The organism is Oceanisphaera submarina, assembly GCF_046521305.1.
GTDB classification, from domain to species: Bacteria; Pseudomonadota; Gammaproteobacteria; order Enterobacterales; family Aeromonadaceae; genus Oceanimonas; species Oceanimonas submarina.
This window is the reverse complement of sequence record NZ_JBKGFN010000001.1, coordinates 233,315-256,568: the sequence shown is the minus strand read 5'-3', so window position 1 is coordinate 256,568 and position 23,254 is coordinate 233,315. Positions and strand designations below refer to the sequence as shown.

General features: G+C 59.4%; 37 protein-coding genes. 34 read left to right on the top strand and 3 right to left on the bottom strand.

The window, feature by feature from the left end:
- Positions 1 to 13: 13 nt before the first annotated feature.
- The 15 genes from ACLEIV_RS01350 to ACLEIV_RS01280 all read left to right on the top strand — a co-directional run bounded on the left by ACLEIV_RS01350 (position 14) and on the right by ACLEIV_RS01280 (position 9,819).
- Positions 14 to 277, top strand: a complete 264-nt coding sequence (locus tag ACLEIV_RS01350) for a hypothetical protein (RefSeq protein WP_410454867.1) — start codon at positions 14 to 16, stop codon at positions 275 to 277.
- Positions 274 to 1,227, top strand: a complete 954-nt coding sequence (locus ACLEIV_RS01345) for a hypothetical protein (RefSeq protein WP_410454866.1) — start codon at positions 274 to 276, stop codon at positions 1,225 to 1,227. Before ACLEIV_RS01350 ends, ACLEIV_RS01345 begins: the two co-directional genes overlap by 4 nt.
- The gene (locus tag ACLEIV_RS01340) at positions 1,220 to 2,608 is read left to right on the top strand and encodes a replicative DNA helicase (RefSeq protein ID WP_410454865.1); all 1,389 of its coding nucleotides are present in this window, start codon (positions 1,220 to 1,222) and stop codon (positions 2,606 to 2,608) included. Before ACLEIV_RS01345 ends, ACLEIV_RS01340 begins: the two co-directional genes overlap by 8 nt.
- Before the next feature lie 10 nt (positions 2,609 to 2,618).
- Positions 2,619 to 3,170: a Fic family protein gene (locus tag ACLEIV_RS01335; RefSeq protein ID WP_410454864.1), complete on the top strand. Its 552-nt coding sequence runs from the start codon at positions 2,619 to 2,621 to the stop codon at positions 3,168 to 3,170.
- A 208-nt stretch (positions 3,171 to 3,378) separates the two neighbouring features.
- Positions 3,379 to 3,828: a DUF1367 family protein gene (locus ACLEIV_RS01330; protein WP_410454863.1), complete on the top strand. Its 450-nt coding sequence runs from the start codon at positions 3,379 to 3,381 to the stop codon at positions 3,826 to 3,828.
- Positions 3,828 to 4,400 (top strand): recombination protein NinG, encoded by a 573-nt coding sequence (locus tag ACLEIV_RS01325; protein WP_410454862.1) that lies wholly within the window; start codon positions 3,828 to 3,830, stop codon positions 4,398 to 4,400. Before ACLEIV_RS01330 ends, ACLEIV_RS01325 begins: the two co-directional genes overlap by 1 nt.
- Positions 4,401 to 4,433: 33 nt before the next feature.
- The gene (locus ACLEIV_RS01320) at positions 4,434 to 5,081 is read left to right on the top strand and encodes an antitermination protein Q (RefSeq protein WP_410454861.1); all 648 of its coding nucleotides are present in this window, start codon (positions 4,434 to 4,436) and stop codon (positions 5,079 to 5,081) included.
- A gap of 139 nt (positions 5,082 to 5,220) precedes the next feature.
- Positions 5,221 to 5,544: a hypothetical protein gene (locus tag ACLEIV_RS01315; protein ID WP_410454860.1), complete on the top strand. Its 324-nt coding sequence runs from the start codon at positions 5,221 to 5,223 to the stop codon at positions 5,542 to 5,544.
- Positions 5,541 to 5,924 (top strand): hypothetical protein, encoded by a 384-nt coding sequence (locus ACLEIV_RS01310; protein ID WP_410454859.1) that lies wholly within the window; start codon positions 5,541 to 5,543, stop codon positions 5,922 to 5,924. Before ACLEIV_RS01315 ends, ACLEIV_RS01310 begins: the two co-directional genes overlap by 4 nt.
- Positions 5,917 to 7,107, top strand: coding sequence for a MucR family transcriptional regulator (locus ACLEIV_RS01305; protein ID WP_410454858.1), 1,191 nt, complete (start codon positions 5,917 to 5,919; stop codon positions 7,105 to 7,107). Before ACLEIV_RS01310 ends, ACLEIV_RS01305 begins: the two co-directional genes overlap by 8 nt.
- 545 nt (positions 7,108 to 7,652) lie before the next feature.
- Positions 7,653 to 8,138, top strand: coding sequence for a KilA-N domain-containing protein (locus ACLEIV_RS01300; protein ID WP_410454857.1), 486 nt, complete (start codon positions 7,653 to 7,655; stop codon positions 8,136 to 8,138).
- 113 nt (positions 8,139 to 8,251) lie between these two features.
- Positions 8,252 to 8,608 (top strand): phage holin family protein, encoded by a 357-nt coding sequence (locus tag ACLEIV_RS01295; RefSeq protein ID WP_410454856.1) that lies wholly within the window; start codon positions 8,252 to 8,254, stop codon positions 8,606 to 8,608.
- Complete coding sequence (locus tag ACLEIV_RS01290; RefSeq protein ID WP_410454855.1) at positions 8,605 to 8,760, top strand: hypothetical protein; 156 nt, start codon at positions 8,605 to 8,607, stop codon at positions 8,758 to 8,760. Before ACLEIV_RS01295 ends, ACLEIV_RS01290 begins: the two co-directional genes overlap by 4 nt.
- On the top strand, positions 8,729 to 9,280 hold the full coding sequence (locus ACLEIV_RS01285) for a TIGR02594 family protein (RefSeq protein ID WP_410454854.1): 552 nt from the start codon (positions 8,729 to 8,731) through the stop codon (positions 9,278 to 9,280). The genes ACLEIV_RS01290 and ACLEIV_RS01285 overlap by 32 nt, the downstream gene beginning before the upstream one ends.
- The gene (locus ACLEIV_RS01280) at positions 9,277 to 9,819 is read left to right on the top strand and encodes a lysis system i-spanin subunit Rz (protein WP_410454853.1); all 543 of its coding nucleotides are present in this window, start codon (positions 9,277 to 9,279) and stop codon (positions 9,817 to 9,819) included. The genes ACLEIV_RS01285 and ACLEIV_RS01280 overlap by 4 nt, the downstream gene beginning before the upstream one ends.
- Positions 9,820 to 9,859: 40 nt before the next feature.
- On the opposite strand, the gene ACLEIV_RS01275 is transcribed toward ACLEIV_RS01280, so the two are convergent.
- Positions 9,860 to 10,072 (bottom strand): hypothetical protein, encoded by a 213-nt coding sequence (locus ACLEIV_RS01275; protein ID WP_410455096.1) that lies wholly within the window; start codon positions 10,070 to 10,072, stop codon positions 9,860 to 9,862.
- Between ACLEIV_RS01275 and ACLEIV_RS01270 the strand changes: the two genes are divergently transcribed.
- The 19 genes from ACLEIV_RS01270 (at position 10,028) to ACLEIV_RS01180 (ending at position 21,870) form a co-directional block, all read left to right on the top strand.
- On the top strand, positions 10,028 to 10,126 hold the full coding sequence (locus ACLEIV_RS01270; protein ID WP_410455085.1) for an HNH endonuclease: 99 nt from the start codon (positions 10,028 to 10,030) through the stop codon (positions 10,124 to 10,126). The two genes, ACLEIV_RS01275 and ACLEIV_RS01270, sit on opposite strands and share 45 nt — an antisense overlap.
- A gap of 138 nt (positions 10,127 to 10,264) precedes the next feature.
- Positions 10,265 to 10,738, top strand: a complete 474-nt coding sequence (locus ACLEIV_RS01265) for a phage terminase small subunit P27 family (protein ID WP_410454852.1) — start codon at positions 10,265 to 10,267, stop codon at positions 10,736 to 10,738.
- Between the two features lie 3 nt (positions 10,739 to 10,741).
- A complete protein-coding gene (locus tag ACLEIV_RS01260; RefSeq protein ID WP_410454851.1) occupies positions 10,742 to 12,457 on the top strand; it encodes a terminase large subunit in 1,716 nt (571 codons plus the stop codon).
- On the top strand, positions 12,451 to 12,630 hold the full coding sequence (locus ACLEIV_RS01255; RefSeq protein ID WP_410454850.1) for a hypothetical protein: 180 nt from the start codon (positions 12,451 to 12,453) through the stop codon (positions 12,628 to 12,630). The genes ACLEIV_RS01260 and ACLEIV_RS01255 overlap by 7 nt, the downstream gene beginning before the upstream one ends.
- Positions 12,630 to 13,889 carry a phage portal protein gene (locus ACLEIV_RS01250; RefSeq protein WP_410454849.1) on the top strand — a complete coding sequence of 420 codons (1,260 nt, stop codon included), beginning with the start codon at positions 12,630 to 12,632 and terminating at the stop codon, positions 13,887 to 13,889. The genes ACLEIV_RS01255 and ACLEIV_RS01250 overlap by 1 nt, the downstream gene beginning before the upstream one ends.
- Positions 13,877 to 14,827 (top strand): S49 family peptidase, encoded by a 951-nt coding sequence (locus ACLEIV_RS01245; RefSeq protein WP_410454848.1) that lies wholly within the window; start codon positions 13,877 to 13,879, stop codon positions 14,825 to 14,827. Before ACLEIV_RS01250 ends, ACLEIV_RS01245 begins: the two co-directional genes overlap by 13 nt.
- Before the next feature lie 69 nt (positions 14,828 to 14,896).
- The gene (locus tag ACLEIV_RS01240) at positions 14,897 to 16,174 is read left to right on the top strand and encodes a phage major capsid protein (protein ID WP_410455084.1); all 1,278 of its coding nucleotides are present in this window, start codon (positions 14,897 to 14,899) and stop codon (positions 16,172 to 16,174) included.
- Positions 16,175 to 16,230: 56 nt separating this feature from the next.
- Complete coding sequence (locus ACLEIV_RS01235; RefSeq protein ID WP_410454847.1) at positions 16,231 to 16,407, top strand: hypothetical protein; 177 nt, start codon at positions 16,231 to 16,233, stop codon at positions 16,405 to 16,407.
- Positions 16,408 to 16,413: 6 nt separating this feature from the next.
- The gene (locus ACLEIV_RS01230) at positions 16,414 to 16,746 is read left to right on the top strand and encodes a head-tail connector protein (RefSeq protein WP_410454846.1); all 333 of its coding nucleotides are present in this window, start codon (positions 16,414 to 16,416) and stop codon (positions 16,744 to 16,746) included.
- Positions 16,747 to 16,749: 3 nt separating this feature from the next.
- Positions 16,750 to 17,094 (top strand): phage head closure protein, encoded by a 345-nt coding sequence (locus tag ACLEIV_RS01225; RefSeq protein WP_410454845.1) that lies wholly within the window; start codon positions 16,750 to 16,752, stop codon positions 17,092 to 17,094.
- A complete protein-coding gene (locus ACLEIV_RS01220) occupies positions 17,081 to 17,515 on the top strand; it encodes an HK97-gp10 family putative phage morphogenesis protein (RefSeq protein WP_410454844.1) in 435 nt (144 codons plus the stop codon). The genes ACLEIV_RS01225 and ACLEIV_RS01220 overlap by 14 nt, the downstream gene beginning before the upstream one ends.
- Complete coding sequence (locus ACLEIV_RS01215; RefSeq protein ID WP_410454843.1) at positions 17,512 to 18,240, top strand: hypothetical protein; 729 nt, start codon at positions 17,512 to 17,514, stop codon at positions 18,238 to 18,240. The genes ACLEIV_RS01220 and ACLEIV_RS01215 overlap by 4 nt, the downstream gene beginning before the upstream one ends.
- Positions 18,241 to 18,251: 11 nt before the next feature.
- The gene (locus ACLEIV_RS01210) at positions 18,252 to 18,407 is read left to right on the top strand and encodes a hypothetical protein (protein ID WP_410454842.1); all 156 of its coding nucleotides are present in this window, start codon (positions 18,252 to 18,254) and stop codon (positions 18,405 to 18,407) included.
- Positions 18,370 to 19,302 (top strand): phage tail tube protein, encoded by a 933-nt coding sequence (locus ACLEIV_RS01205; protein ID WP_410454841.1) that lies wholly within the window; start codon positions 18,370 to 18,372, stop codon positions 19,300 to 19,302. The genes ACLEIV_RS01210 and ACLEIV_RS01205 overlap by 38 nt, the downstream gene beginning before the upstream one ends.
- A 9-nt stretch (positions 19,303 to 19,311) precedes the next feature.
- Entirely contained in the window at positions 19,312 to 19,653 is a 342-nt protein-coding gene (locus ACLEIV_RS01200) for a hypothetical protein (RefSeq protein WP_410454840.1), read from the top strand.
- A 71-nt stretch (positions 19,654 to 19,724) separates the two neighbouring features.
- Complete coding sequence (locus ACLEIV_RS01195; RefSeq protein ID WP_410454839.1) at positions 19,725 to 19,988, top strand: DUF1799 domain-containing protein; 264 nt, start codon at positions 19,725 to 19,727, stop codon at positions 19,986 to 19,988.
- A 232-nt stretch (positions 19,989 to 20,220) separates the two neighbouring features.
- On the top strand, positions 20,221 to 20,715 hold the full coding sequence (locus ACLEIV_RS01190) for a GIY-YIG nuclease family protein (protein WP_410454838.1): 495 nt from the start codon (positions 20,221 to 20,223) through the stop codon (positions 20,713 to 20,715).
- Between the two features lie 228 nt (positions 20,716 to 20,943).
- The gene (locus ACLEIV_RS01185; protein WP_410454837.1) at positions 20,944 to 21,708 is read left to right on the top strand and encodes a KilA-N domain-containing protein; all 765 of its coding nucleotides are present in this window, start codon (positions 20,944 to 20,946) and stop codon (positions 21,706 to 21,708) included.
- Positions 21,709 to 21,747: 39 nt separating this feature from the next.
- Positions 21,748 to 21,870 carry a hypothetical protein gene (locus ACLEIV_RS01180; RefSeq protein ID WP_410454836.1) on the top strand — a complete coding sequence of 41 codons (123 nt, stop codon included), beginning with the start codon at positions 21,748 to 21,750 and terminating at the stop codon, positions 21,868 to 21,870.
- 530 nt (positions 21,871 to 22,400) lie between these two features.
- Here the strand turns inward: ACLEIV_RS01180 and ACLEIV_RS01175 are convergent.
- Together ACLEIV_RS01175 and ACLEIV_RS01170 are read right to left on the bottom strand one after the other, a co-directional pair.
- Positions 22,401 to 22,559 (bottom strand): hypothetical protein, encoded by a 159-nt coding sequence (locus ACLEIV_RS01175; protein ID WP_410454835.1) that lies wholly within the window; start codon positions 22,557 to 22,559, stop codon positions 22,401 to 22,403.
- Positions 22,560 to 22,906: 347 nt separating this feature from the next.
- On the bottom strand, positions 22,907 to 23,227 hold the full coding sequence (locus ACLEIV_RS01170; RefSeq protein WP_410454834.1) for an Arc family DNA-binding protein: 321 nt from the start codon (positions 23,225 to 23,227) through the stop codon (positions 22,907 to 22,909).
- Positions 23,228 to 23,254: the final 27 nt, after the last annotated feature.

The following is a 23,254-nucleotide window of genomic DNA, read 5'->3' as shown; positions in this document are numbered from 1 at the left end:
GGGAGCGCAGAACATGAAAATCCGTTCACTGGAGCACATTCGGCTCCATCTCAATGATCTGGCCCTGCGCCACGTTCACGCGATGCACTGCGAGTCGGTGCAGGGCTGGACAATCGCCGTCACTGTTTACACCGCCAATGACGGCATCGACATTTTCACTGTGGGGCAGGGCGGCGAATTGGCCACTTACCCCAGCATGATCAGTGTTGCCGATGCCTTGGCCTCCGTAGGTGTGCAACAGTTCACCGTTACCCAGCAAGCGAGGGCCGCAGCATGAGCCAGCCAGCGCTGAACATCGTTCAGTTCCCGACCAGTGGAGGCCGCGTGAAAGAGAATCGCAGGGGCGGTTTTGTGGCCCTGTATCGCAGCATTCGCAAGGACGCCCGCCTGAGCATCGCCAGCCGCCGAGCCCTGTGGATTGAGCTGCTGTGTCAGGCCAGCTATGAGCGTGAAGAGGTCGTGTTTATGGGGCAGCGCATTACGCTGGAGCCCGGTCAACTGACGACCACGTACAACATTCTGGGTGATAACATCCGGGATGATGATAACCGCGCGATGAGCAAAGAAGCCGTTCGCCGGCGCCTGAAGTTTTTTCAGGATGAAGGCATGATTTCGGTGGAAAGCCATTCCGGTCGTAATGGTTACTTGTTGATAACTATTCTCAATTACACCGCTTATCAGAATGTGTCGGGCGACACATTACCCGACACATTACTCGACACATCTAACGCCAGTGGTGGCGCGGGTTTGAATGGCATCAGCAACACATTACCCGACACTTTACCCGACACACAGAACAACCATATAACCATTACTAACTCACCTAAAGGTGAGGGCGACCGCCTGCCGGCGGCCAGCGACGAACCGCAACAGGGAAATCAAAGCCAATCCCAGCAAGTCGAATCTCAGCAAACCGATAATCCCCAAAAGTCCCGTTGCCCGGTAACCGCCATCGTGGCGCTGTATCACCGGGTTCTGCCTGAACTGCCCGAGGTCAAGATGCTGACCGACACTCGGCGCAAGTACATTCAGGCCCGCTGGAACGAGAAGGCTAATCGCCAGACTTTGGATTTCTGGGAGCGGTATTTCGAGTACGTTCGCCAAAGCCCGTTCCTGATGGGCCAAACCGACGGTAGTCACGGCAAGCCGCCGTTCCGCGCCGACTTGGAGTGGCTGGTGCGCCCGAGCAACTTCGCCAAGGTGATCGAGGAAAAATACCATGCTTGACCAAATCGATACCCAGCACTGGGAAATCAGCCTGCTTGGCTGCGCGGTGCAGAACTACAACCTGGACGCCCAGGAAGCGCTGAGCCTGATCAGCCCTGACATGCTGCGCTACCAGGAGCCTCGCATCCTGTACGCCGCCATCCAACGCTGCCGCAGCAACGGCCAGGAAGTGGACCCGATGCATGTGTACGAGGCCATCGAGCTGATGCGGGCCGATCTGAGTCTGGGCCGCTTCACCGAGATCCTGCACAAGGAAGCAATGGGCTCGGCCAATATCAAGGCCTATGCCAGCCGCATCATGGAATTGCACCGGTTGAACAGCACTCTGGCGCTGATCAAGCAGGCTGAGCAGGCGATTCTGGATACCAGAGACACCCGTCAGGCGCTGGAGTCGGTCAAGGCTATCATGGGTCAGGTGGATTTATCGGAAGGCAAGGAGCCGCGCCAACTGGACGCCGTGCTGAGTGAATACTTCGACCACCAAATGGCAGTGTACGAGGGACGGGCCACTCAGGGGCAGATGCTGGGCATGGCTGGTGTGGCCGACGCCTTCGGCCCTATCGGTGAAACGGATCTGATTGTCGTGGCCGGCAGGCCGGGCATGGGCAAGACACAGTGCGCCCTGACCGTTGCCTCTGATATCGCCCTGGAGCGCAACAAGCCGGTGCTGTTCTTCTCGCTGGAAATGGACGACACCCAGATAGCCGAGCGGGTACTGCTGGCGGAAGCGGGCCTAAGTGTGGACGACGTGAACAATGGTCGCGCCTTTGAGGAAGACACCCCTGCTGCCCTGATGGGCAAGGCGGCCAGGCACATCCAGGGCAAGCCGTTTTTCATCAGTCAGTCCGTGGGCGTGACGGTAGACGACATTGCCATCCAGGCACGCAAGTTCGCCAAACGGCATCCGAACACCGGCGCCGTCATCGTGGATTACCTGGGGCTTATCAAGTTCAACGGCAACATGCGCCACGATCTGGCCATTGCCGAGATCACCGGCGGACTCAAACGCCTGGCGCAGGAAATCAAGGTGCCGATTATCTGCCTGGCCCAGCTTAACCGGGGACTGGAGCAGCGGCAAGACAAGCGCCCCGTGATGGCCGATCTGCGCGACTCCGGCGCTATCGAGCAGGACGCCGACAAGATCGTATTCGTGTACCGGGATGCGGTGTACGACAGCCAGACTCCGATGCGCGACACCATTGAGCTGATCAACGGCAAGCGCCGTCGGGGCGAACCCCAGAACGGTTATTGCCATTTCCGTAACGGTCACATCAAGCCGATGACCATGGAGGGTCAGGTATGGGCGCAAAACATGGCAACAGAAAAGCCGGGCAACGGTAATAACTCCGGCCACAGAGGTCGGGGCAACGGATTGAGATGAAGGGGGATTCATGACCAAACCAAATTACGGACAACTGCTGCACGCTCATTTTCAGGCCGGCGGTGGACCATTAACCCACATTGGTATCGCTGGGCTGCTGGACGTCAGCTTTGCCCGTGCATCGTCGGTACTGAGCGAACTGGAATCATCAGCGGTGTGGTCGCTGACCGTATCCGACAGTGATTACCGCCGACTCCTGACCGTCATCACCCCGGTTGACCCGGGAACCCGGCCCACCGAAGAGCAGGTTGCCGAGCATCTGCGGCGCAACCCCCAACTGTCTGCCAATGCATTGGCATTGGCTACCGGTTGCTCCAAGCACATGGCACGCAGGGTGCGATCTCAACTGGTGGAAGTGGGGGAGATCCATCAGAACTTTGTGCCCCGGGCGCGGCGCTTCGCTCGCAAGACACCCAAGCGGGCTAACACCGGACGCAAGTCGGCCCGGGAAGATCTGAACGGCGGGATCACTGTCCCCACGGTGCGCTGGGCCAGTGATGAACCCGCGCTGGCCAAAGCGGTGCGCTTTCGTGAGCTCTGGCCGAGAGCGGCAACCCGATGAACTCCCAACACAATACCAGTGCAGCTGCGCAGGGACGGCCCACTGAGGAGTTTTGCGACCTCGAGCTGAGCAAGTGGGCCAGCTATCAGCTGTGGCGGCTCAGGAAGCGGGAAATCCAGCGAGGCGCGGTAGAACAGGCGCTCCACGGAATGCCTGCGGCAAAACAAAAACGGGATAGGTTTTGGCTGAACCACTACCGGGAGGGGCGATGCGCGTAGAGGTCATCAAGGCACCGGGCGGCACGCTGATCCCGGCGTGTGACAGCGAGGCAGAACGGATGCGCCGCTTTGCCAACGGCGGCCAGTACACCATTGAGCTGAAGGCGACCCGTAACCCGCGCTTTCACCGAAAGATGTTCGCGTTTTTTCAGTTTTGTTTCCAGCACTGGTGTGCAGATCAGGCGGGGATGGAGTTTGCCGACGAGTCCACCCAGTTCGACACCTTCCGCCGGCACCTGACGGTGCTGGCCGGCTTTCGGGAGGTCAGTTACACCATCGACGGCCGGGTGCGTGTTGAGGCCAGGAGCCTGAGCTATGGCGCGATGGACGATGAGGAATTCGAGCGCTGCTACAAGGCCATGATCGGGGCAGCCATTGCGCACATATTCAAGGGTTGTGACAGCGAGGCGATCTGGAACCGACTGATGGAGTTTTTCTGATGGCGAACAGCAAACGACGCTGCAAACACTGCCGGGAATACCATCCGGCGCCGGCCGGCATCAAAACGCCAGGTGGCTGGTTCTGCTCGGTGGCCCACGCCGCCGATTTTGCCCAGGGTAAGGTGCGCACCGAGCGGGCGCGGGATCATGCCCGGATGCACCGGCAGCGCAAGATGGACGTGAAGCCGATCGGCTACTGGATGAAGCGGGCTCAGGCGGCTTTTAACGCTTATATCCGCGAGCGGGACGCAGTGGAACCATGTATCAGCTGTGGTCGGCACCACGACGGTCAGTATCACGCAGGGCATTTCCGTACCACCGGGGCGGCGCCGGAGCTGCGCTTTGAAGAGGCCAACTGCCACAAGCAGTGTGCCCCCTGCAACAATCACCTGTCGGGCAACCTGGTGGCGTACCGGGTGTCGTTGATCGACAAGATAGGCCTGGCATGGGTGGAGTGGCTGGAAGGGCCTCAGGAGCCCAAGCGCTACCGGAAAGAGGATTACCAGGCCATTGAGGCCGAATACAAAAATAAGCTGAAGCTGCTCCAGCAACACCAGGGCGGCCAGCAGTAACTAAAAAACATAGCTTAACAGGGGAAGTGGCGCATGAAATTACAATACGCAATAACGCTGAACGAGCCGCGTTCGGTTGACGCCGTTGCCCAGCAAATGTCCGGCAGCAGCCGAACAGCATTCACCCGCACCGACGTGCTCACCGCGCTGGGGGTGCTGCAGGGGCAGGAGCGGGCAGGCCTGGCACTGATTTACGCCAAGTACACCAAGGACAAGGGCGAAACCCGCCGCGCCGTGGAGGCCTGCGCCAAAGTGGCCGTGCAACTGGCCGGCAAGCTGCCGGTGAAGGAGCGGGGCAAAACACAAGTGATCATCGCCCAGGGTCTGGCCCGTCTCGCCGTGGCCGAGTTCAGCCGTACCGCCGACACGCCTGGGGCAAAGTGTCGTTGTGGCGGTCGTGGAACGGTTGCCGATGAGGAAAGGCTGGTTGAGTTAATAGTTCTGGCCAGTAAGCCGGTGGATGCTCCTACCAAGCCCTGTTCCCGCTGTCGCGGCACTGGCCTCAAGCCGGTTCCCGCCAGCCGGGTATACCGCGCCGTGGCGGCACTGGCACCCGCCCTGAGTGAGCGGACGTTCTACCGTCAGTGGCAGGGGCTCTATGACCAGCTGCTGGCCTGGTGCTATACGCAGGAGGATCGCGCCGAGCGGGGCTATTCGAGGTTGACGAGGGAGGCGGCGTGACCAACATTTTCTGTGACCCCGGAAAATAAAGATTATTTGTTTGTATTGACAATCAAATTGGCGGACATTATATTTGAACCATGAGTTGAGCACAGAGCCACTCACCGCCCCGGCGGAACCGGGAATTAAGGAGTCAGCCATGAAGATGTACCACAGCACCTCAGTTGAAAATTATCAGTCTATTATCAGTGATGGTTTTCTTTCTGCCCCTGTGTATCTCACGCCGTCAAAAAAGACTGCTGAGGAGTACGGAGCTAATAATTCTCCCATGTTTGTAATCATCGAAGTGGACGTTGATGAAACAGGCTTCTGTGCTGATGCAGAGTTTGTAAAAGGTCAAATGGAAGCGGAAGAAGCCATTGAAGAAAGCCTTTCTAACGGCTCAGTTTTCATTGATGAGGATGTATCTGTAGCTGGTCACATTGCATCACACTATGAAGATTACGAGGAGGTTGGGCTGTGAACGAAAGCAAATTCAACACCTACCTGGCCGCCGCCAAAACCATCGGGGGCGACTACGCGGCAGGCTACCAGCGCGGCCTGCGCCGCCATTACCACGGCGAACAGTTCGGCACCGAGGCCGAGCACCAACAGTGGCTGGCCCTCGATGGCCACCGCCAGGAACTGGGCGACGGCTACCGCGACGGATTTAAAGGCAAGCCGCCGCGCGGCTTTCACGGCAACCTCGGCAATCTGCACGCCCAGGGCGTGCTGCCCGCCGACAGCCAGTTGCAGGTCCGACTCAACAGTCAGCTCAAGGCGCAGTTCGTCAAACAAGCTAAGCGCGAGGGCATGAAGCTGTCGGCCTGGGTGCTGAAAACACTGGACGCCGCCTGTGACTAACATCACCAGCAAGGCGGACGTGGCCGATTACCTCAATCACGATAAGATCGAATGCCTGGAATGCGGCCGGCGTTACCAGTTTTTGCCGGTGCACCTCAAGCGGGCGCACCAACTCAGCGCCGAAGACTACCGAGAACGGCACAACCTGCCCACCGGCACCCCATTGGCGGGACTGGGTTACCGTCAGGCCCAGCGTGACAAACTCAACCGCATGATCGCCAATGGCACGCTCACCCATGACCACCTGCCCACTGCCGTGGAGCAGGCCCGCACCGCCGGACGTGGTCAGCGTCGGGATTACGATCTGGCCGAGCAGGGCGAGATCGCCAAACGCATCGAACACCCGCAACTGCCGCCGGGGGCCAAGCGTGCCGATGGCCGCGCCGCCGACCGAGCCCGTCAGTACCAGCGTGAGTACCGCGCATTACAGGCCGGGACCATCACTCAGGAACAACTGGCGTTTCTCAAGGAAAATTATTCCATTCAGGGACCAGACTGGACGGCCCGCCGGCTCGGCGTAACCAGGGCTGAGCTGGTGGCTCTGGTGGAGCTGGCTGGACTGAAACAACCGATAAAAATTCGGCGCTGGACGCAGCAGGAGGATGAGTTTATTGCCGCGCACATCAACCAGCACGGCACGGCCTGGGTAGCGCAGCAACTGGATCGCACCTACAGCGCCATGATCACCCGGGTGACCATCCTGGGGCTGAAAAGAGGAAGCCGAAAACAGGGACAGCACCAACCCTGGACAGACGCCGATGACGCCAAACTCAAACAGATGCTGGAGGCGGGCAGTTCCTACGCCGAGGCGGCCCAGGCGCTGGGTCGGTCGCTCAGTGCCACACGGGCGCAGATATTTAAAATGGGCTACACCTTCCAGCAGCAGTGGCGGCGCTACACCGACGATGAAATAAACACCATGACGACGCTGTACGGGAATGGAAAAACCGTGGCGGAAATAGGTCGAGCACTGGATCGAGACGCCAACAGCGTCAGGAACAAACTGATAGAACTAGGGCTGATGGGCAAGGCCGATAAACGTCCCCGCTGGACTGCCGAGCAGGATCAATTCCTGCTTGAGCACTATGCCCGCCTGGGGGCGGTTGGTTGCGCCGAGGCGCTGGGCCGCACCGAGCGCAGCATTCAGATCAGGGCCACCCGCCTGGGACTGCGCCGCCGCTGATCCCATTCCGGCCTTTCCGTGAACCAGTGCCCGCCCCTGAGTTAAGATAAACGGGAGTCCTGTTGCTCCCTCTCTCAAGAATCAATCCGTTTAACGGCTTTTCTTGGGAGTCACCATGCCTTCATTACCCGATAGTAAACACGCCACGGCTCTACGGCCTGGACAATTCCGCCATGTGATCAGGGTGGCTGGTATCACGTGGCGGTAAATAACTGTGTAAAAACACATCCTGTGCACTTGAACAGTGGCAGAGAATGGCGTAAAGTTTCGCCCATAGTGGGGTAAATGCCTGTATGCAGTTGCCCACACGTCCCAGTCATTCAAAGCCCTGACCTTCACCGGTCGGGGTTTTTTCGTTTCTGCAGGATAGGCCCGTACAGCCGAAAAGGTGGAGCCGCTCTCCACTCCTCCCCCTCCTGCGATTTATATAGCCCGCCCTGTGCGGGTTTTTCTGTTTATGCGCCCTCTAGGCCGATCACCGAACAGGCAGCTGCTTCACTGCCCCGGGGGCGCACCTTACTGAAGCGAATTTCATGGAGAAGTGCATGAAAGAATTGATCCTGTGTAACCAAAAGGTAAAAGTGGCCGAAGACGGCATGGTATCCCTGACCGATATGTGGAAGGCTGCCGGCGGCAAGAATAAAGACCGCCCCAAATACTTCCTTAAAAACGACAGAACGGTCGCTTTTGTTGATGAGTTGACCAAAGGCGAAAATCCGCCTTTGAGAATTACCAAGGGTGGTAGTGAGTCGGGCACCTGGGGCTGCAAGTACCTTGCGTACAAGTATGCCGCCTGGATTGACCCCGCCTTCGAGGTGGGCGTTTATCGGATACTGGATCAGTTCTTCAGCGGTGAGCTGCAATCCCGCCCTCACCGAGAGCTCCATGACTTTTTGCTGAAAGAGCGCGTATCCGTCGATATGGGCAGTCTTGCCGGGCGAGCCTTACGGATAAGGCGCATCGAGAAAACCGAACTCGAACAAGAGCGAGGTCGGCTGGAACATAAATACCAACTGCAAATAACCTACTGAAGCCCCGCCATCGAGCGGGGCTTTTTATTTCAATGCACCCGCCAAGCCTATGTCGACGACATCAATGTCGCTGACATGCTCAAATCGTGCGGGTTTTTATCCGCGAGCCGACTATGCCCGACGACAAAATCACGCTGCTGCAACGGCTGGCGGAGGAAGACACGCCTGTGTGGGGTTATCTCTGGTTCATCCTGCTGGCCATCTGGGGTGGGACCGCCAACTACATCAGCCGCATCCGGCGCGACAAGGCGATCAGCTTTTCGGTCGCCGAGCTTACCGGCGAGTGGACCATCTCCGCTCTGGCCGGCCTGCTTACTGCCTACCTGTGCGCCGAGATGGAGTTCAGCTACTACATCACCGCCGTGGCCGTGGCCATTGCCGGTCACATGGGTGGCCGGGCCCTGTACCTGATTGAAGATATGGGCCGCAAGCGCTTTCCGGGGGCTGGCAACCGGGAGGGTGGGCAATGACCGACATTCCCAGCCCGTCCCACAGGTGTGAGCAAATGAGCCGCTACGCCAGAGATGGCGACACCGCCTATCACTATCACCAGATGGCCGAGCACTGGCGCCGGCAGGAGAGCCGCAACCATGACGACACAGACCGAGCTGCCCTGGATTGACCGCGCCCGTAGTTATCTGGGCTTGCGCGAGAATACCAGCCCGACCGAACACAACCCGCTGCTGATCCACATGCTCGACAGCATGGGCGCGTTCAATGGCGAGGCCAAAGCCTGGTGGCGTAATGATGACGTGGCCTGGTGCGGGCTGTTCGTCGGCTATGTGCTGGGCACCATGCAGCGCTATGTGGTGCGGGAGTGGTACCGGGCCAGCGAGTGGAGTGGTCACACCATGACCGAGCTGTTCGAACCGGCCTATGGCTGCCTGGTCACCTTCACGCGCACCGGTGGCGGCCATGTCGGCTTTGTGGTGGGGCAGGACAAGCACGGCAACATCATGGTGCTGGGCGGCAATCAGGGCAACGAGGTGAACATTCGCCCCTTTGCCCGCAGTCGCGTGACCGGTTACTACTGGCCGAGCAAGATGCAGAACGGCAGGCCCATCAAATCCAACCCGGCCAGCCACCGCTATCAGCTGCCACTGCTGACCAGCGACGGCCGAGTGTCGGAGGATGAGGCATGATGACCCGTCTGTTTTCCTACGGCCTGGCCATCTTTGCTGCGGCGTACCTGGCGTGGTTTACCACGGCCACCTACTACCATGCCGAGCTGACTGCCGTGCAACGCGATCATGCCGAGCAACTGCGCATGATGGTCGAGATCAACGCCGCCGAGCTGGAGCAGGCCACTCGTAAGGCCGAGAGTCTGCAGCAGCAGGTGGCGGCCATCGATGCCCACTACACACAGGAACTGAATGATGCTAAAGCCAATGTTGATCGGCTGCGTGATGCTGTGGACAGTGGCGCTCGCCGGCTGCACATCCTCGCCAAGCGACCCATCCATTGCCCTGCAGTGCCCGGCGCCCCCGGTGATACCGGCATGGGTGATGGAGAAGCCGTCGAACTCGCTCCAGGCGCTCGACGCGCTTATTACCGTCTCCGATACGGAATAACGGCAGACATCGCCAAGCTGGCGGCCTGTCAGGAGATATTGAAGGCAATGAGTGAGGGAACTAATGCCGCCGAGAATTCCCAAGGCCTGTCGCAAGCGCGGTTGCCCTAATACAACGGTGCACGGTCATGGCTACTGTGACCAGCACCAGTCACTGGCCGGATGGGGAGCCCATCAGGCTGGCCGAAGTCGTCACGAACGTGGTTACGGTACCGACTGGGATAAGATCCGGCGGCGGATCCTGCAGCGTGACCGCCACCTGTGCCAAGAATGCCTGCGGCAGGGGCGAGCGGTTGCAGCCAAGACCGTCGACCACATCGTGCCCAAGGCGCGAGGCGGCACCGATGATGACTTCAATTTGCAAAGCCTGTGTTGGCCATGCCACCGCAGCAAGACATCCCGTGAGCGACTGGGGTAGAGGCCCATCAGCGGCTAAGGGGGTAGGGGGGTATAAATCCTCTCAGCCTTTGCCCAACCGGGACCGCCGCCCAACTCTTTTCGCATCGCCGCAGGTTAGAAAACTTTTTTTCGGGATCTTCAAAGGAGGGTTTGGAACATGCCAGGACCACCGCCGACCCCGTCACATCTGCGCTTGGTGAAGGGGAACCCATCAAAACGCGCTCTCAACAAGGACGAACCAACCCCCGATAAAGGGGTACCCAACACGCCAAAGCATCTGAGCAAGACCGGTAAATACTGGTTCAAGAAACTGGCTGCCGATCTCGACAACATCGGCGTGCTGACGCTGTTGGATGCCAAGGCGCTGGAGCTGCTGGTCGAGGTTTACGCCGAGTACCGGGAGCACTGCAAGACTCTGGATTCTGAAGGCTACACCTACACCACCACTTCCATGGCCGGCGACACGCTGCTGAAAGCGCACCCGGCCGCCGCCATGAAATCGGATGCCTGGAAGCGGTTGCGAGCCATGATGGCTGAATTTGGCATGACCCCGGCCAGCCGCAGCAAAGTGGCTGCCGGCGGTGAGCAGGAAAAAGACCCATTGGAAGACTTCTTGAGCAAGCGAAAATAATGAATGGCCACAGTTCAGGACGGTGTCCGCTACGCCGAGCGCGTGGTTGCCGGCGATATCATCGCTTGCAAATGGACCATACTGGCGTGCCAGCGCTTCCTGACTGACCTGGAGCAAGGCCCCGAACGGGGTGTTTACTTCGACGAGGGGCGCGCACAGCACGCCCTCGACTTCTATCAATTTGTGCCCCATGTAAAAGGGCGACTCACCGGCCAGCCCATTGACTTGATGGATTGGCACACCTTCATTCTGATCAACCTGTTCGGCTTCGTTATCGTCCTGATCGATGAGATGACCGGCGAAGCGGTGCTGGATGACGACGGCGATGCAGTGATGGTGCGCCGCTTTCGTACCGCCTATAACGAGGTGGCGCGGAAAAACGCCAAATCGACCTTGAGCTCCGGCGTCGGCCTTTACATGACCGGGGCCGATGCCGAGGGTGGCGCCGAGGTCTACTCGGCAGCCACCACCCGGGACCAGGCGCGGATCGTGTTCGAAGACGCCAAGAACATGATCAAGAAAAGCAAGCTGCTGAAGCGGCTGTTCGGCTTCAACAAGCTGAACATCCACCAGGAGCAGACCGCCTCCAAGTTTGAACCGCTGTCCAGCGACGCCAACAACCTGGACGGCCTCAACATCCATTGTGGCATCGTCGACGAACTGCACGCACACCGCACCCGCGATGTGTGGGATGTGCTGGAAACCGCCACCGGCGCCCGTACCCAGCCGCTGATCCTGGGCATAACCACCGCAGGCTTTAACCGGGAGGGGATTTGCTATGAGATCCGCGACTACAGCACCAAGGTGCTGTCCGGTGTGGTCGAAGACGACAGCTTTTTTGCCATTATCTTCACCCTGGACGAAGGCGACGATCCCTGGGATGAAACTAACTGGCCCAAGGCCAACCCGGGCCTGGGCATCTGCAAGCGCTGGGACGACATGCGCCGCCTGGCCAAAAAGGCCAGGGCGCAGGTGGCAGCCCGCACCAACTTCCTGACCAAGCACCTCAACATCTGGGTGCAGTCGGAATCGAGCTGGATGGACATGGCCCGCTGGCTCGCCGCCAGTCGTATCGACCCGCCAGAGCAGTTGCAGCGGCTGCCGCTGTGGGTGGGCATCGACCTCTCGAACAAGATCGACGTGGCGGCTGCCATCAAGGTATGGCAGGAGCCCGATGGTTCGGTGCAGGTGGCCAGCCGTTTCTGGCTGCCGGAAGGCCGCATCGAGTCGGCACCCAAGCACATCGCCGAGCTGTACCGCAAGTGGGCGGATGCGGGTTATCTGGAGCTAACCGACGGCGAAGTGATCGACCATCTGCAGATCAAGGAAGAGCTGATCGAATGGGTAGCCGGCGAGTCGCTGCGAGAAGTTGGTCACGACCCCTGGAGCGCCACCCAGTTTGCCCTGGCCCTGATGGGCGAAGGGATGCCGGTGGTGGAGGTGCCGCAAACGGTCAAGAACCTGAGTGAGGCCATGAAAGAGACCGAAGGCCTGGTGAAGGGGCAACGCATACGCCACGACCACAACCCGGTGATGAACTGGATGATGGCCAACGTGGTGTGCAAGGTCGACAACAACGGCAACTACTTTCCCCGTAAGGCAACTTCTGAGGCCAAGATTGACGGCCCGGTGGGCCTGTTTACCGCCATGAGCCGCCTGATCGTGGGCGGAGGCGAAGGGGCATCCTCCATTTACGACGAATCGGACGTGTTATGTTGATGCAATTAATCGTGTTCCTTGTCGGCCTTGCCGGTGCTGCTGCCATTGCTTTTGGCGCCTGGCTGCTGACCCCGGCGGCCGGCTTTATCGTCGGTGGTAGCCTTGCGGTGTTCTGGTCCTGGCTGATGGCCAAGTCCATGGCATCAGCGGTCCCTGCCAAAGGGGGTGACTGATGTTTATCCCCCAGATGTTCAAGGGCACCAGCAGTGGTGGTACCAATAGCGACTGGAGCCGCTGGATAAGCTCCATGTCCGGGCGTACCACGGCGGCCGGCATTCACATTACCCCCGAGTCGGCACTGGCCTCCAGCGCGGTGCGTGCCTGCGTAACCCTGTTGGCCGAGTCGGTGGCCCAGCTTCCCTGTGAGCTATATGAACGGTCGGACCAGGGCGAGCGTAAAAGGGCCACGGATCACCCGCTGTACGATGTGGTGCATAACCTGCCCAACCGCAAGGACACAGCCTTTGAATATTACGAACAAACCCAGGGGTGCCTAGGCATTCGCGGCAACCACTACAGCCTGATCGAGCGGGACGGTGCCGGCTATGTGACCGAGCTGATCCCCATCAACCCGGACAAGGTGACGGTTCTGAAGGGACCGGACGCCTTGCCCTACTACCACCTGACCGACGCCAACGAGATACTGCCGGCGCGTCTGGTGCATCATGTGCGCGGCTTCTCCCTGGATGGTTATGTAGGACTGTCGCCGATCCAGACCAACGCCGATGTCATCGGCCTTAGTCAGGCCACCGAAGGCCACGCCGCCCAGGTGTTTGCCAATGGCACCACCATGAGTGGTGTGATCGAGCGACCCATGGAGTCGGGGGCTATCAATACCCAGGCGGCGGTGGATGCTTTGCTTTCCAAATGGCAGGAACGGCACAGCGGCATGCGCAATGCGTTTTCCGTGGCACTGCTGCAGGAGGGCATGACCTACAAGCAACTGGCCATGGACAACGAAAAGGCCCAGCTGCTGCAGAGTCGCAACTTCTCCATCACCGAGATCTGCCGGCTCTACAAGGTGCCGCCGCACATGATCCAGCAGTTGGACAAGGCCAGCTTCAACAACATCGAGCACCAGGGCCTGCAGTTCGTTATCTACACCCTGCTGCCCTGGCTCAAGCGTATCGAAGCGGCGATGATGCGCGATCTGCTGCTGCGCTCGGAGCGGAGCCGGTTTTATATCGAGTTCAATGTGTCCGGACTGCTGCGCGGCGACCAAAAGAGCAGGTACGAGGCCTATGCCCTCGGCCGACAGTGGGGCTGGCTGTCGGTCAACGACATTCGCCGGCTGGAGAACCTGCCGCCCATCGCCGGCGGGGATAAATACCTGACCCCGCTTAACATGGTGGATTCCAAACAGATCCAGCAGTCGATGAATGCCACCCCCCAACAGATGAAAGACATCGAGGCCATTTTATGCCGCAACTGATCAACTATCCGCACGTCGCCGCCCAGGTGTTCGACGTGCCGCTTTACGCGACACGCACTGCGCTGGACGCGGTCAAATCGGTGCTGGTGCCCCGGCTGATGGGGCGTTCTTCCACCCTTGAGCTGCCTCAGACATTTGCCTCCGCCGCCCCTGAAGTTCAGGCCAGCAGTGGTCAGGGCCGGGTGGAGCAATTCGACGGCATGCACATCGTCGGCAAAATTGCGGTGGTCAAGGTGCATGGCCTCTTGGTGGCCCGTCGGGGCCACATCACTCAGGCCTGTACCGAGCTGATGAGCTACGAATTGATCCGCCGCAACATCGCCATGGCACTGACCCATGACCTGGTTGAGGAAATTGTGCTCGACCTGAACTCGGGCGGCGGCATGGCGGTGGGCTGTAAGGAGCTGGCGGACTACATCTACCAGGCCCGGCAGCAAAAGCCGATCACCGCCATCGTTAACTTCTACGCCTACTCGGCCTGTTACTTTGTGGCCGCCGCCTGCAGCCGCATCGTGGTCAGCACCACATCCGGTGTGGGCTCCATCGGCGTACTGCTGGAGCATATGGAGCTGTCCCGCTGGGAGCAGGAAGTGGGTCTGACCTTCACCACCTTTTTCCGGGGCGAGCGTAAGAATGACGGCAGCCCCCACGAACCGCTGACCGAGGGCGCCACGGTGGCCATCAACCAGCGCCTGGACGAGGCCTATCAGCTCTTTACCGAGTCGGTGGCCGAATACCGGGGGCTCAAGGTGCAGGCGGTGATCGACACCCAGGCCAGCCTGATGAGTGCATCCGAAGCCATTGCCGCCGGCTTTGCCGACGAGCTGATGAGCCCGGATCAGGCCATCAATGCCATTGCCAGCAAATACCAGACTCCACCGCCGCGGCGTTCCATTCAGGCGCGGGCGGCGGCCATCGACCTTAGCTGTAAGCTCTAGCCACGCGGCGGAGTAAACAACCCATGGCGGCCTTCGGGCCGCCTTTTTTGTTAACGGAGAACCGTGACTATGTTGATTGAAGAACTGCGCCGCAAGCGTGCCGAAGTGAACGCCCAGATCCAGGGTCTGGCCGCTCAAGAGAAAGAAGGCGAGCTCACCGCCGAACAACTGACCGAGTTCGAAACCCTGAGCACCGAGTTTGACAACCTCAGCGCCAAGATTACCCGGCTGGAAGCGGCCGAGCGCATGAATGCCCAGCAGGCCGCCCCGGTCAAGGCGCTGGGCGGCAAGGGCCCGGCGGTCCACACCAAACAGGAGTTGCAGCAATACCCCGGTGCCAGCATGGCCCGGATCACCATGGCCATCGCCGCCGGCAAGGGTGACCTGGACAAGGCCGTTAACTTTGCTCACGACACCATCGGTGACAGCGACGTGGCCATGGCCATCGAGACCGCTGCGGGATCCGGCGGCGCCCTGATCCCGCAGAACACCGCGGATGAAGTGATCGAATTGCTGCGTAACCGCACCGTCGTTCGCAAGCTCGGCGCGCGCTCGGTGCCTTTGCCCAACGGCAATATGTCCATGCCGCGCATGAGCGGTGGCGCCACCGCCGGCTATGTGGGTGAAGGCGCGGATGTACTGGCGAGCGAAGCCGAGTTCGATGATGTGAAACTGTCGGCCAAGACCATGATCACCCTGGTGCCGCTGTCCAACCAGCTGATCGGCCGTGCCGGTTTTCAGGTAGAGCAGCTGGTGCTGGCCGACATCATCAACGCCATGGCCGTGCGCGAAGACAAGGCCTTCCTGCGTGATGACGGCACCAACAACACGCCCACGGGTATGAAAGCGGTGGCCACCGCCGCCAGCCGCACCGAAGCCTGGAGCGGTACCGCCGACTTGGCCGGCATCGACGCCTATCTAGACTCGCTGATCCTGAAGCTGATGGAATCCAACAGCCTGATGGTCTCCTGTGGTTGGGGTCTGTCTCCGCGCACCTACATGAAGCTGTTTGGCCTGCGTGACGGCAACGGCAACAAGGTGTACCCGGAAATGGCCCAGGGCGTGTTGAAGGGTTATCCCATCGAGCACACCAACACCATTCCGGCCAACCTGGGAGTTGGTACTAACGAGTCGGAAATCTACTTTGCCGATTTCAACGATGTGGTGATCGGCGAGGACGGCAATTTCACCGTCGATTTCAGCCGCGAGGCCACTTACAAGGATGCCGGCGGCAACCTGGTGTCGGCGTTTGCCCGCAACCAGTCGCTGATCCGCGTCGTGGCTGAGCACGACATTGGTTTCCGCCACCCCGAAGGCCTGGTGCTGGGTACCGGTGTGACCTGGTAATCCCTCGGCGCCGGCCCGTCCGGCGCCATTCTAAATATCGATAGTGAGATCACAGCATGACCACACCTGCAGAGACCAAAAAGCCCGCTGCCTCGGCGGCCAAAAAACTGACCCCGATCCTCTTTATCAAGGCCTGGGGGCGCTACGTCAAAGGCGATATCGCCGGTTTCCAGCCAGAGGAATCCGAACGGCTGATTAAAACCATCAAGGTGGCCGAGGCCTATAAGGAGTAACCCACCATGATCGACATTGAGGACATACGCGCCCAGTGTCGACTGGATGACGACATCACCGGCGAGGACGCATACCTGCAGATGTTGCTGCAGGCGGCGACCCGTCACGTTGAGGTGTGCATTCAGAAAACACTGGTGCCATTGGCGGGCTGGGATCCTGCGGCCGAGGGCGCCGAGAGCAAACAGCCGCTCACCGATGACCTGCGGCTGGCCGTGCTGTTCCTCATTGGCCACTGGTATGCCAACCGTGAGTCGGTAGTTATTGGCACCATTACTTCCGAGGTGCCGCTGACTTTCGATGCTCTCATACAACAGTATCGTCCCACTATCATCGGGTGATTTATGAGTGGAGTGAGAGCCGGCAAATACCGGCACCGCGTGACCCTGGAATGGCTGAACCCCAATGTCCGCAGCGATTCCGGCGAACGTGGCGACGCCTGGGTGCCTGGCATTACCGTCTGGGCCGAGGTGCGGCAGCTGCGTGGCCGGCTGCTGTTCGCCGCCGATCAGGCCAACAGTGAAACCACCGCTACCATCCGGATGCGCTGGCGGCAGCCGGTGGCGGATGCCACTGGCAAGTCACTACGCCTGCGCCATGGCGGCCAGCTTTACCGTATCGATGGCCGCCCCATCGATGTGGACGGCCGCCGCATTGAACTGGAGGTGATGGTACATGAGTGGGTTTGAGCTGAATGTCAGCCACCAGGGTGTTGATCAGATGCTGCGAGAACTCGCACAGCTGGAGCGCCGACTGCAAACGCGGGCGGTGCGTGCCGGCCTGGTGGAGTTTGTGCAACCCATTAAAAAGGCCGCCCAGCAGCTGGCCCCCAAGGATTCGGGGGATCTCGCCCGGGCTGTGAACCACCGCAACCTGTCTCCGCGCGTGAAAAGGAGGCTGGGGATTGCCGCCGGCACCGTTGCCTTGCTGGTTGGTCCGAACCGAAAGGTGAAAGGCCGCTGGCAAACACAAAAGGGGATTTGGCAGGAGCACGGGACCAAGCGCATGCAGGCCAACCCGTTTATGGGGCCCGCCCTGGAGCGGGGGCAAGCCGGCGGTGAACAACGGTTTTACAAGGGATTAAGTGAATCCCTGGAGCGAATTCGATGATCGACAGCATCATACAGGCGCTGGCCGGTGTGGGTATTGCCGCCCAGGCATCCAGTCAGGCCGACATCGGCGCCGTGGACATGGTGCCTTTGGTGCGTAGCCTGGGTGATCAGGTCACCGCCGGGCACACCTATCCGTTGCGCTTGCCGCCGGATTTAGAGGTGGATCAGCACGGCGTTTACCAACTCGCCAGCCGGCGCAACATTGAGGCCGACGGCTGGACCATTGCCCGCACCGACACTTGGTTGGTCAGCCTGCGGGCCGCCAGCTTTGACGCCCTGCGTCCCATGGCCGACGGCTTTGTGGATGCGGTGGCGGTACATGCCGGCCCGGTGGGGGCGGAGATAACCGATGCTGCCACCGACTATGAATTCGACCAGAGGCAATTTCGTGCTCATTTCGAATTGCAAACCACGGCCATGGCGACTGATGCGGCACCGACGGCGGCCTTTGTACACGTACTGGGGGCCACGGCCCAGGACAACGCCCTGGCCAGCATGGCGGTTCGGCAGACGGTGATCAAGCAACTGGCGGTGGTGCTGGCAGGTAATGCCCTGCAACTGGAGGACATGAGCGCCGCAGCACGAGGAGTTCTTTTGGGTTTGGAGTCGGACGATGCAGTCAGCCCCCTTGAATACGCTGGTGGCGCCCAGATTGGCGTGTTTGGCCATCAGATCCTCTGGCGTGAAGCCTATCAGTATCAACAAGTAATCCGCAGTACATAACAGGAGGCCCCATGGCATCTGGTGGCAGCTACCACATCAACGAACACGGTGACCGGGAGCTGAAACAGCGCTCCGGCCACGCCCAACCCCAGCCCCCGGCCGCGCCGGCCAAACAGAAGGTGAACACCAATGAAGACGAGAAAAAAGGCCCTGCTGGTCGCGGTTGAGGCCAGCTATGGCGTGTCCCCCGACATTGCCACCGCCACCCTGCTCACCATTTCCGAGCTGGACAGCAGCCCCTATGAAGGCGACCGGGTTGAGCGTACCCGGCTGCGCGAGCAGTTCGGGGCCAACGCCGAGATCAACGTGGCGCCCTTCACCACGGTGACCGCCACCATTCCACTGGCCGGCTCGGGTGCCGCCGGCACCGCGCCCAACTTTGGCCTGCTGCTGCGCGCCTGTGGCCTGGCGGAAACCGTGACCCCGACCACGTCGGTCAGTTACACCCCGGCCACGGATGATCATGAGTCGTTCACGGTGTGGTTTGTTGAGGACGGTCAGCTGCAGCGGGTGCCCGGTTGCCGGGGCACGGTAGAATTCGCGCTCACCGCCAAAGAGCTGCCCACCATGAAATTCACCCTCACCGGACTGTATCAGCGGCCGGTGGCGCATGCCACGGCGCTGGCCCAGACCCTGGTCAACATCGTGGATGAGATCCCGGTCAACAAGGCCAACACGGTGGCGTTCAGTGTGCATGCTCACGCCGGTTGCGGCCAGTCGCTCAGCGTGAACCTGGGCAACACCGTAACCCACCGCCACCTGATTGGCTGCGAAAACGTGCAGATCACCGACCGCGCGGTGGCTGGCAGCGTCGAAATCGAGGCGCCGAGCATCGCCACCAAGGACTATTTCGCCCTGTTGGAATCCCACGAGCAGGTGACCCTGGGCGCGGTAGACCTCACCCACGGCACCGTGGCCGGCAACATCGTTCAGTTTGCCCTGCCAAAAACCCAGCTGAGCAGCATCAGCCGCTCCGACTCCGACGGCATTGTGCACTACGCCATGGACCTGCGTGCCCTGCCGGACCTGGGCGACGACGAGCTCACTATCACGTTTAAATAAGGAATTTTCATGCTGATTATCAAAACCATTCCGGACATTACCGTGCCGGTAGACATTCAGGTGCCCGGCGAGGCCGAGCCCAGCCGCATCCAGGCCACCTGGAAGCTGTACGACTACGACGAGGCCCAGGCACGCATCGACAAAATCAACGCCCAGAAACTGGATGACGCCCAGCTGGTGGCGGACGATCTGCGCGGTTTGTCCGAGCTGTTTGACGAGCAGGGCCAACCGGTGGCATTCACCCCCGAGCTGGCCCAGCAACTGCTGAAAAAAACCTATGTGCGCATTCCGCTGGTGCGCAGCTGGTTCTTCGCGCAGAACTGCCGCACCGAGGCCGCCGCAAAAAACTGATCGACCTCGGCCGGGCCTGGGCCGGCGCCGGCCGGGGTGGCAAAAACGAGCTGGATTCCGATCTGGCAATCATGGGCATCACCCTGGAACAAAAACACACCGAGCCGGAAACCATCGGCATCTGGCCCGAGCACACTGAGGCGTGGGAGGTATTCCGCGCCTGCTCCCGCCAGTGGCGCATTGTGTCCGGCATGGCCGGGGCGTTTTACCAGGGGCTGGACGCCAGCGCCCTGGCTGCCACCATGGACATGATGGGGGTGGCCGACCGCCGCACCTGTTTGCACCAAGTGGGGCAAATTGAAACCGGGGCATTGGAGTTGCTGAACCAGCGTTGATCGGCAGGGGGGCTGATAGTGGCAAACGTTGGCGTTAGAGTGCCCCCATACTGGCCAGAGCTTTACGGTCAGCCAAGAACCCGCCTTGAGCGGGTTTTTTCGTTCCTGAGCCCTGGCACCTGCCGGGGCTTTTTCGTTTCTGCAGGATAGGCCCGTACAGCCGAACAGGGTGCTGGCGCTCTCCACAGCCCCTTTCCTGCAACCCTTTCTCCGGAGAGAGGAGAGAACAAAGATGATGAAACTGATTGCTGCAGCTAACAGGGCAGGGAAAGCTTATTCTGATTTCCTTGCTGGACGCTCAGAAGATGAAGTGGAAGCGTTCGATTTGATCAACGAATTCACTAAGGAGTTAAAGCGGGTGGGCTGTAAGGAGCACCATTTTGTTAATGCGGCAATGCTGACAGGATTGTCGTTCAGTGTGAGAAACAGTCGAGACAGAAGGGCGGGAGAGTCATTCGTCTACGCCTTCAAATCCAAAATCAGCGGCTTGACCAAGATCGGGACTACGAAAAGGTTTGCCAAGAGGTCTTCTGAGTTGGCGAGCATGTCGCCTGACGGCTTGAGCCTGATAATGAAGGTGCCCGGTGACAGCAAGCTTGAAAGCACCCTCCATCGCAAGTTCGCGAATCTAAGAAAACACGGGGAATGGTTCCTACTGGGGGAGGTCGAGATCAGGTACATGCTTGAGCTTTGCGGGGCGAAAAAGCCATCGCCCAGATGCCGCTGAAACTGCACTAGCCCCGCCATCGAGCGGGTTTTTTCATTTATAGGCCCTGGCATTTGCCGGGGCTTTTTGTTTATGCACTCCCTAGGCCGATCACCGAACCGGGTGGCCCGCTTCAGCCACCCTGGGAGTGCGACTTTTTTGCAGGATAGGGTAGCTCCCGAACGGGCGCCGGCTGCTCTCCACGGCGCCCTTCCTGCACCCTTTTTATCCGGAGGGTGGAGACGCACCATGACGAACATCATCAAGCACCAGTTTCAGGGTCAGGCCGTCAGCTTCAACACCGACGGCTGGATCAATGCGACTGAGGTGGCCAAGCGTTTCAATAAGCGACTTGATCACTGGCTGGAGAATGCTGAAACACTGGATTACGTAAAAGCCCTGGAAGAGGTGACCAGCGGAAAAAAATCCAACATCGTAGATACCCGGAAATCCGGGTATGTAAAAACCAGCAAGGCCCGAATGGACCGAGGGGGCGGGACTTGGCTGCATCCTAAGCTTGCTGTTGCCTTTGCTCGCTGGTGCGACGCCAAGTTTTCTGTCTGGTGCGACTTGCAGATAGACGAACTGATCCGATCTTCCCTGGCACCAGCCGGCATGACCGAATACATGCTGCAAATGCTTCGCCACGAACCAGCCGGATGGGAGCGGCGCTTTCCGCCCGACTATTACCACGCGCTGGCAAAGGTGACCAACACCGCCTATTGCGGACACCAGGGTGGTACTCCGGCCATTTACGGCGGCATTACCATGCAGTGGGTGTATCAGGCCGTGATGCCCGCCGAGGTGCTGGCCGAAATCAAGGGCCGCCGGCAGGGTGGCGAGAAGCTGCATCAATGGCTGAGCGAAGGCGGTGCGGCGGTACTGGATCGCCAGATTGGCGCGGTCACCATGCTGGCCAACACCTCCTGCGACTATCAGGACTTCACCGCCCGCTGTTCGCAGGTGTTTGGTGTGAAAGGGCAGATCAGAATGGTGTTCCCGTCCGCCGCATAGCCCCGCCATCGAGCGGGGTTTTTTATGGAGACACTGAACATGATTTCAGCAAATACCCCAACCCGGCGGTTGATCTGGGCCATGGTGATCGTGGCCGGGCTCTGGTCACTGGGCCAGCTGCTGCCCGGTGTGGCAGTACTGATCGAGGCGATCAAGTCATGATTCCGTAGGATGGAAGCCGCCACGTTGTCACATTTGACAACCTAAGTGATTGAATCAAAAGGGTTTGATATTTTTTCGTTGCTGTGGCAAAACCGTGGTTCAGCATCGGCGTGGTTGTGCGAGGGGGAAGTTGTAACCGGCGGAAAGGAGGGCTGCTGAAGTGGGGGATCTGGTCAAAAATAAACCCCTTCCGCTGAAGAGAGGGGGTTTATCAAAAACAGGTGAAAAAGGGCTTTACACTGACCTGTCGCTGTTCGGAAACCGTGGTCATGATAGCCACCGAAGGTATGCTCATATGAGGATGCCTCAGATTGGGGTAGCCCTATTGACGGTCAATGGAATTCGCCATGAAGTATTAAAAACAACCGCCTGTATGATGCAGGCGCGGGGTCGCTCGGTAACCATTGTCATTTTGACAACGCAGGTGATAAGGCCGGCAAGCGTCTTCATAACGAATACGGTTGCCATGCCGCTTGCTGTGGAACGCCCAGGAGGGAAAGGGGGCCGCAATTTGCGGAGACCTGAGAGGGTCAATTTGACCCTCTCAGTCCACTTTTTGAGGGTGTTGCTATAAGGCAACACCCAAATTTTCTCATGTCGCTTTTAATCTTTCGGTACTGCGCTGGCCAGCTTAAGCTAAGGCCGTCAACTACTGACTTCAATGACACATGCGGCTCGTCACTGTGCATAACAGTTATCATTATGGGGACGTCACTGGGTATTAGCATCACCATAATGGTAACGGAGGTGGATGGTGGGGCAGCAGGTATGGTCATAATGACCATGGCTGAAGGGGGTGGTTATTATGACCATGGCTGAAGGGGGTGGTTATTATGACCACACCTTTACTTGGCATCTGAGCGGTTATGGTAACCGTGCAGCTTAGCCACCTGCGTTATGCAGGTGGTTGACAGAGTGCCAACAGATAGGGTGCGCGTATGACACTCGCACCTATTCATCAGGGTTTCTGCTCAAAAATAAACCCATCGTTTTGAAAGGATGGGTTTATCAAAAACAGGTGAAAAAGGGCTTTACACTAGGGCTGTTCGTCGATTTTGGCTTTAGTGGCGTTGAGCATTCGTGTAATGAGGCTGCGTTGAACTTCACCAACCCAGACAAGAGCTTGAGCTATGTCCTCTGGATCAATGGATTCGGGGTCAAGTGGTTTGCCGCCTTTATTCGCGATTATTTGGTCAAGCAGGTTTTCAGGAACGCCGGCACCACCCGCAAAAGATTGCTGCAGGCGATGGACGATCTCGGCGTTCATAGAGCGGCCAGAAGCTCTGGCTGCCTCTTCAACCTTATCTTTAAGTTCGGAGGGCATGCGCACTCCGAAAGGGGCGATGTTTCTGCTCATGGTGACCTTGTGTTGTTTACGGCACTC

Coding starts and splice junctions, on each gene's coding strand:
- ACLEIV_RS01350 (WP_410454867.1), top strand. CDS start 14: ATGAAAATCCGTTCACTGGAGCACATTCGGCTCCATCTCAATGATCTG.
- ACLEIV_RS01345 (WP_410454866.1), top strand. CDS start 274: ATGAGCCAGCCAGCGCTGAACATCGTTCAGTTCCCGACCAGTGGAGGC.
- ACLEIV_RS01340 (WP_410454865.1), top strand. CDS start 1,220: ATGCTTGACCAAATCGATACCCAGCACTGGGAAATCAGCCTGCTTGGC.
- ACLEIV_RS01335 (WP_410454864.1), top strand. CDS start 2,619: ATGACCAAACCAAATTACGGACAACTGCTGCACGCTCATTTTCAGGCC.
- ACLEIV_RS01330 (WP_410454863.1), top strand. CDS start 3,379: ATGCGCGTAGAGGTCATCAAGGCACCGGGCGGCACGCTGATCCCGGCG.
- ACLEIV_RS01325 (WP_410454862.1), top strand. CDS start 3,828: ATGGCGAACAGCAAACGACGCTGCAAACACTGCCGGGAATACCATCCG.
- ACLEIV_RS01320 (WP_410454861.1), top strand. CDS start 4,434: ATGAAATTACAATACGCAATAACGCTGAACGAGCCGCGTTCGGTTGAC.
- ACLEIV_RS01315 (WP_410454860.1), top strand. CDS start 5,221: ATGAAGATGTACCACAGCACCTCAGTTGAAAATTATCAGTCTATTATC.
- ACLEIV_RS01300 (WP_410454857.1), top strand. CDS start 7,653: ATGAAAGAATTGATCCTGTGTAACCAAAAGGTAAAAGTGGCCGAAGAC.
- ACLEIV_RS01295 (WP_410454856.1), top strand. CDS start 8,252: ATGCCCGACGACAAAATCACGCTGCTGCAACGGCTGGCGGAGGAAGAC.
- ACLEIV_RS01290 (WP_410454855.1), top strand. CDS start 8,605: ATGACCGACATTCCCAGCCCGTCCCACAGGTGTGAGCAAATGAGCCGC.
- ACLEIV_RS01285 (WP_410454854.1), top strand. CDS start 8,729: ATGACGACACAGACCGAGCTGCCCTGGATTGACCGCGCCCGTAGTTAT.
- ACLEIV_RS01280 (WP_410454853.1), top strand. CDS start 9,277: ATGATGACCCGTCTGTTTTCCTACGGCCTGGCCATCTTTGCTGCGGCG.
- ACLEIV_RS01265 (WP_410454852.1), top strand. CDS start 10,265: ATGCCAGGACCACCGCCGACCCCGTCACATCTGCGCTTGGTGAAGGGG.
- ACLEIV_RS01260 (WP_410454851.1), top strand. CDS start 10,742: ATGGCCACAGTTCAGGACGGTGTCCGCTACGCCGAGCGCGTGGTTGCC.
- ACLEIV_RS01255 (WP_410454850.1), top strand. CDS start 12,451: ATGTTGATGCAATTAATCGTGTTCCTTGTCGGCCTTGCCGGTGCTGCT.
- ACLEIV_RS01250 (WP_410454849.1), top strand. CDS start 12,630: ATGTTTATCCCCCAGATGTTCAAGGGCACCAGCAGTGGTGGTACCAAT.
- ACLEIV_RS01245 (WP_410454848.1), top strand. CDS start 13,877: ATGCCGCAACTGATCAACTATCCGCACGTCGCCGCCCAGGTGTTCGAC.
- ACLEIV_RS01240 (WP_410455084.1), top strand. CDS start 14,897: ATGTTGATTGAAGAACTGCGCCGCAAGCGTGCCGAAGTGAACGCCCAG.
- ACLEIV_RS01235 (WP_410454847.1), top strand. CDS start 16,231: ATGACCACACCTGCAGAGACCAAAAAGCCCGCTGCCTCGGCGGCCAAA.
- ACLEIV_RS01230 (WP_410454846.1), top strand. CDS start 16,414: ATGATCGACATTGAGGACATACGCGCCCAGTGTCGACTGGATGACGAC.
- ACLEIV_RS01225 (WP_410454845.1), top strand. CDS start 16,750: ATGAGTGGAGTGAGAGCCGGCAAATACCGGCACCGCGTGACCCTGGAA.
- ACLEIV_RS01220 (WP_410454844.1), top strand. CDS start 17,081: ATGAGTGGGTTTGAGCTGAATGTCAGCCACCAGGGTGTTGATCAGATG.
- ACLEIV_RS01215 (WP_410454843.1), top strand. CDS start 17,512: ATGATCGACAGCATCATACAGGCGCTGGCCGGTGTGGGTATTGCCGCC.
- ACLEIV_RS01210 (WP_410454842.1), top strand. CDS start 18,252: ATGGCATCTGGTGGCAGCTACCACATCAACGAACACGGTGACCGGGAG.
- ACLEIV_RS01205 (WP_410454841.1), top strand. CDS start 18,370: ATGAAGACGAGAAAAAAGGCCCTGCTGGTCGCGGTTGAGGCCAGCTAT.
- ACLEIV_RS01200 (WP_410454840.1), top strand. CDS start 19,312: ATGCTGATTATCAAAACCATTCCGGACATTACCGTGCCGGTAGACATT.
- ACLEIV_RS01195 (WP_410454839.1), top strand. CDS start 19,725: ATGGGCATCACCCTGGAACAAAAACACACCGAGCCGGAAACCATCGGC.
- ACLEIV_RS01190 (WP_410454838.1), top strand. CDS start 20,221: ATGATGAAACTGATTGCTGCAGCTAACAGGGCAGGGAAAGCTTATTCT.
- ACLEIV_RS01185 (WP_410454837.1), top strand. CDS start 20,944: ATGACGAACATCATCAAGCACCAGTTTCAGGGTCAGGCCGTCAGCTTC.
- ACLEIV_RS01180 (WP_410454836.1), top strand. CDS start 21,748: ATGATTTCAGCAAATACCCCAACCCGGCGGTTGATCTGGGCCATGGTG.
- ACLEIV_RS01175 (WP_410454835.1), bottom strand. CDS start 22,559: ATGCACAGTGACGAGCCGCATGTGTCATTGAAGTCAGTAGTTGACGGC.
- ACLEIV_RS01170 (WP_410454834.1), bottom strand. CDS start 23,227: ATGAGCAGAAACATCGCCCCTTTCGGAGTGCGCATGCCCTCCGAACTT.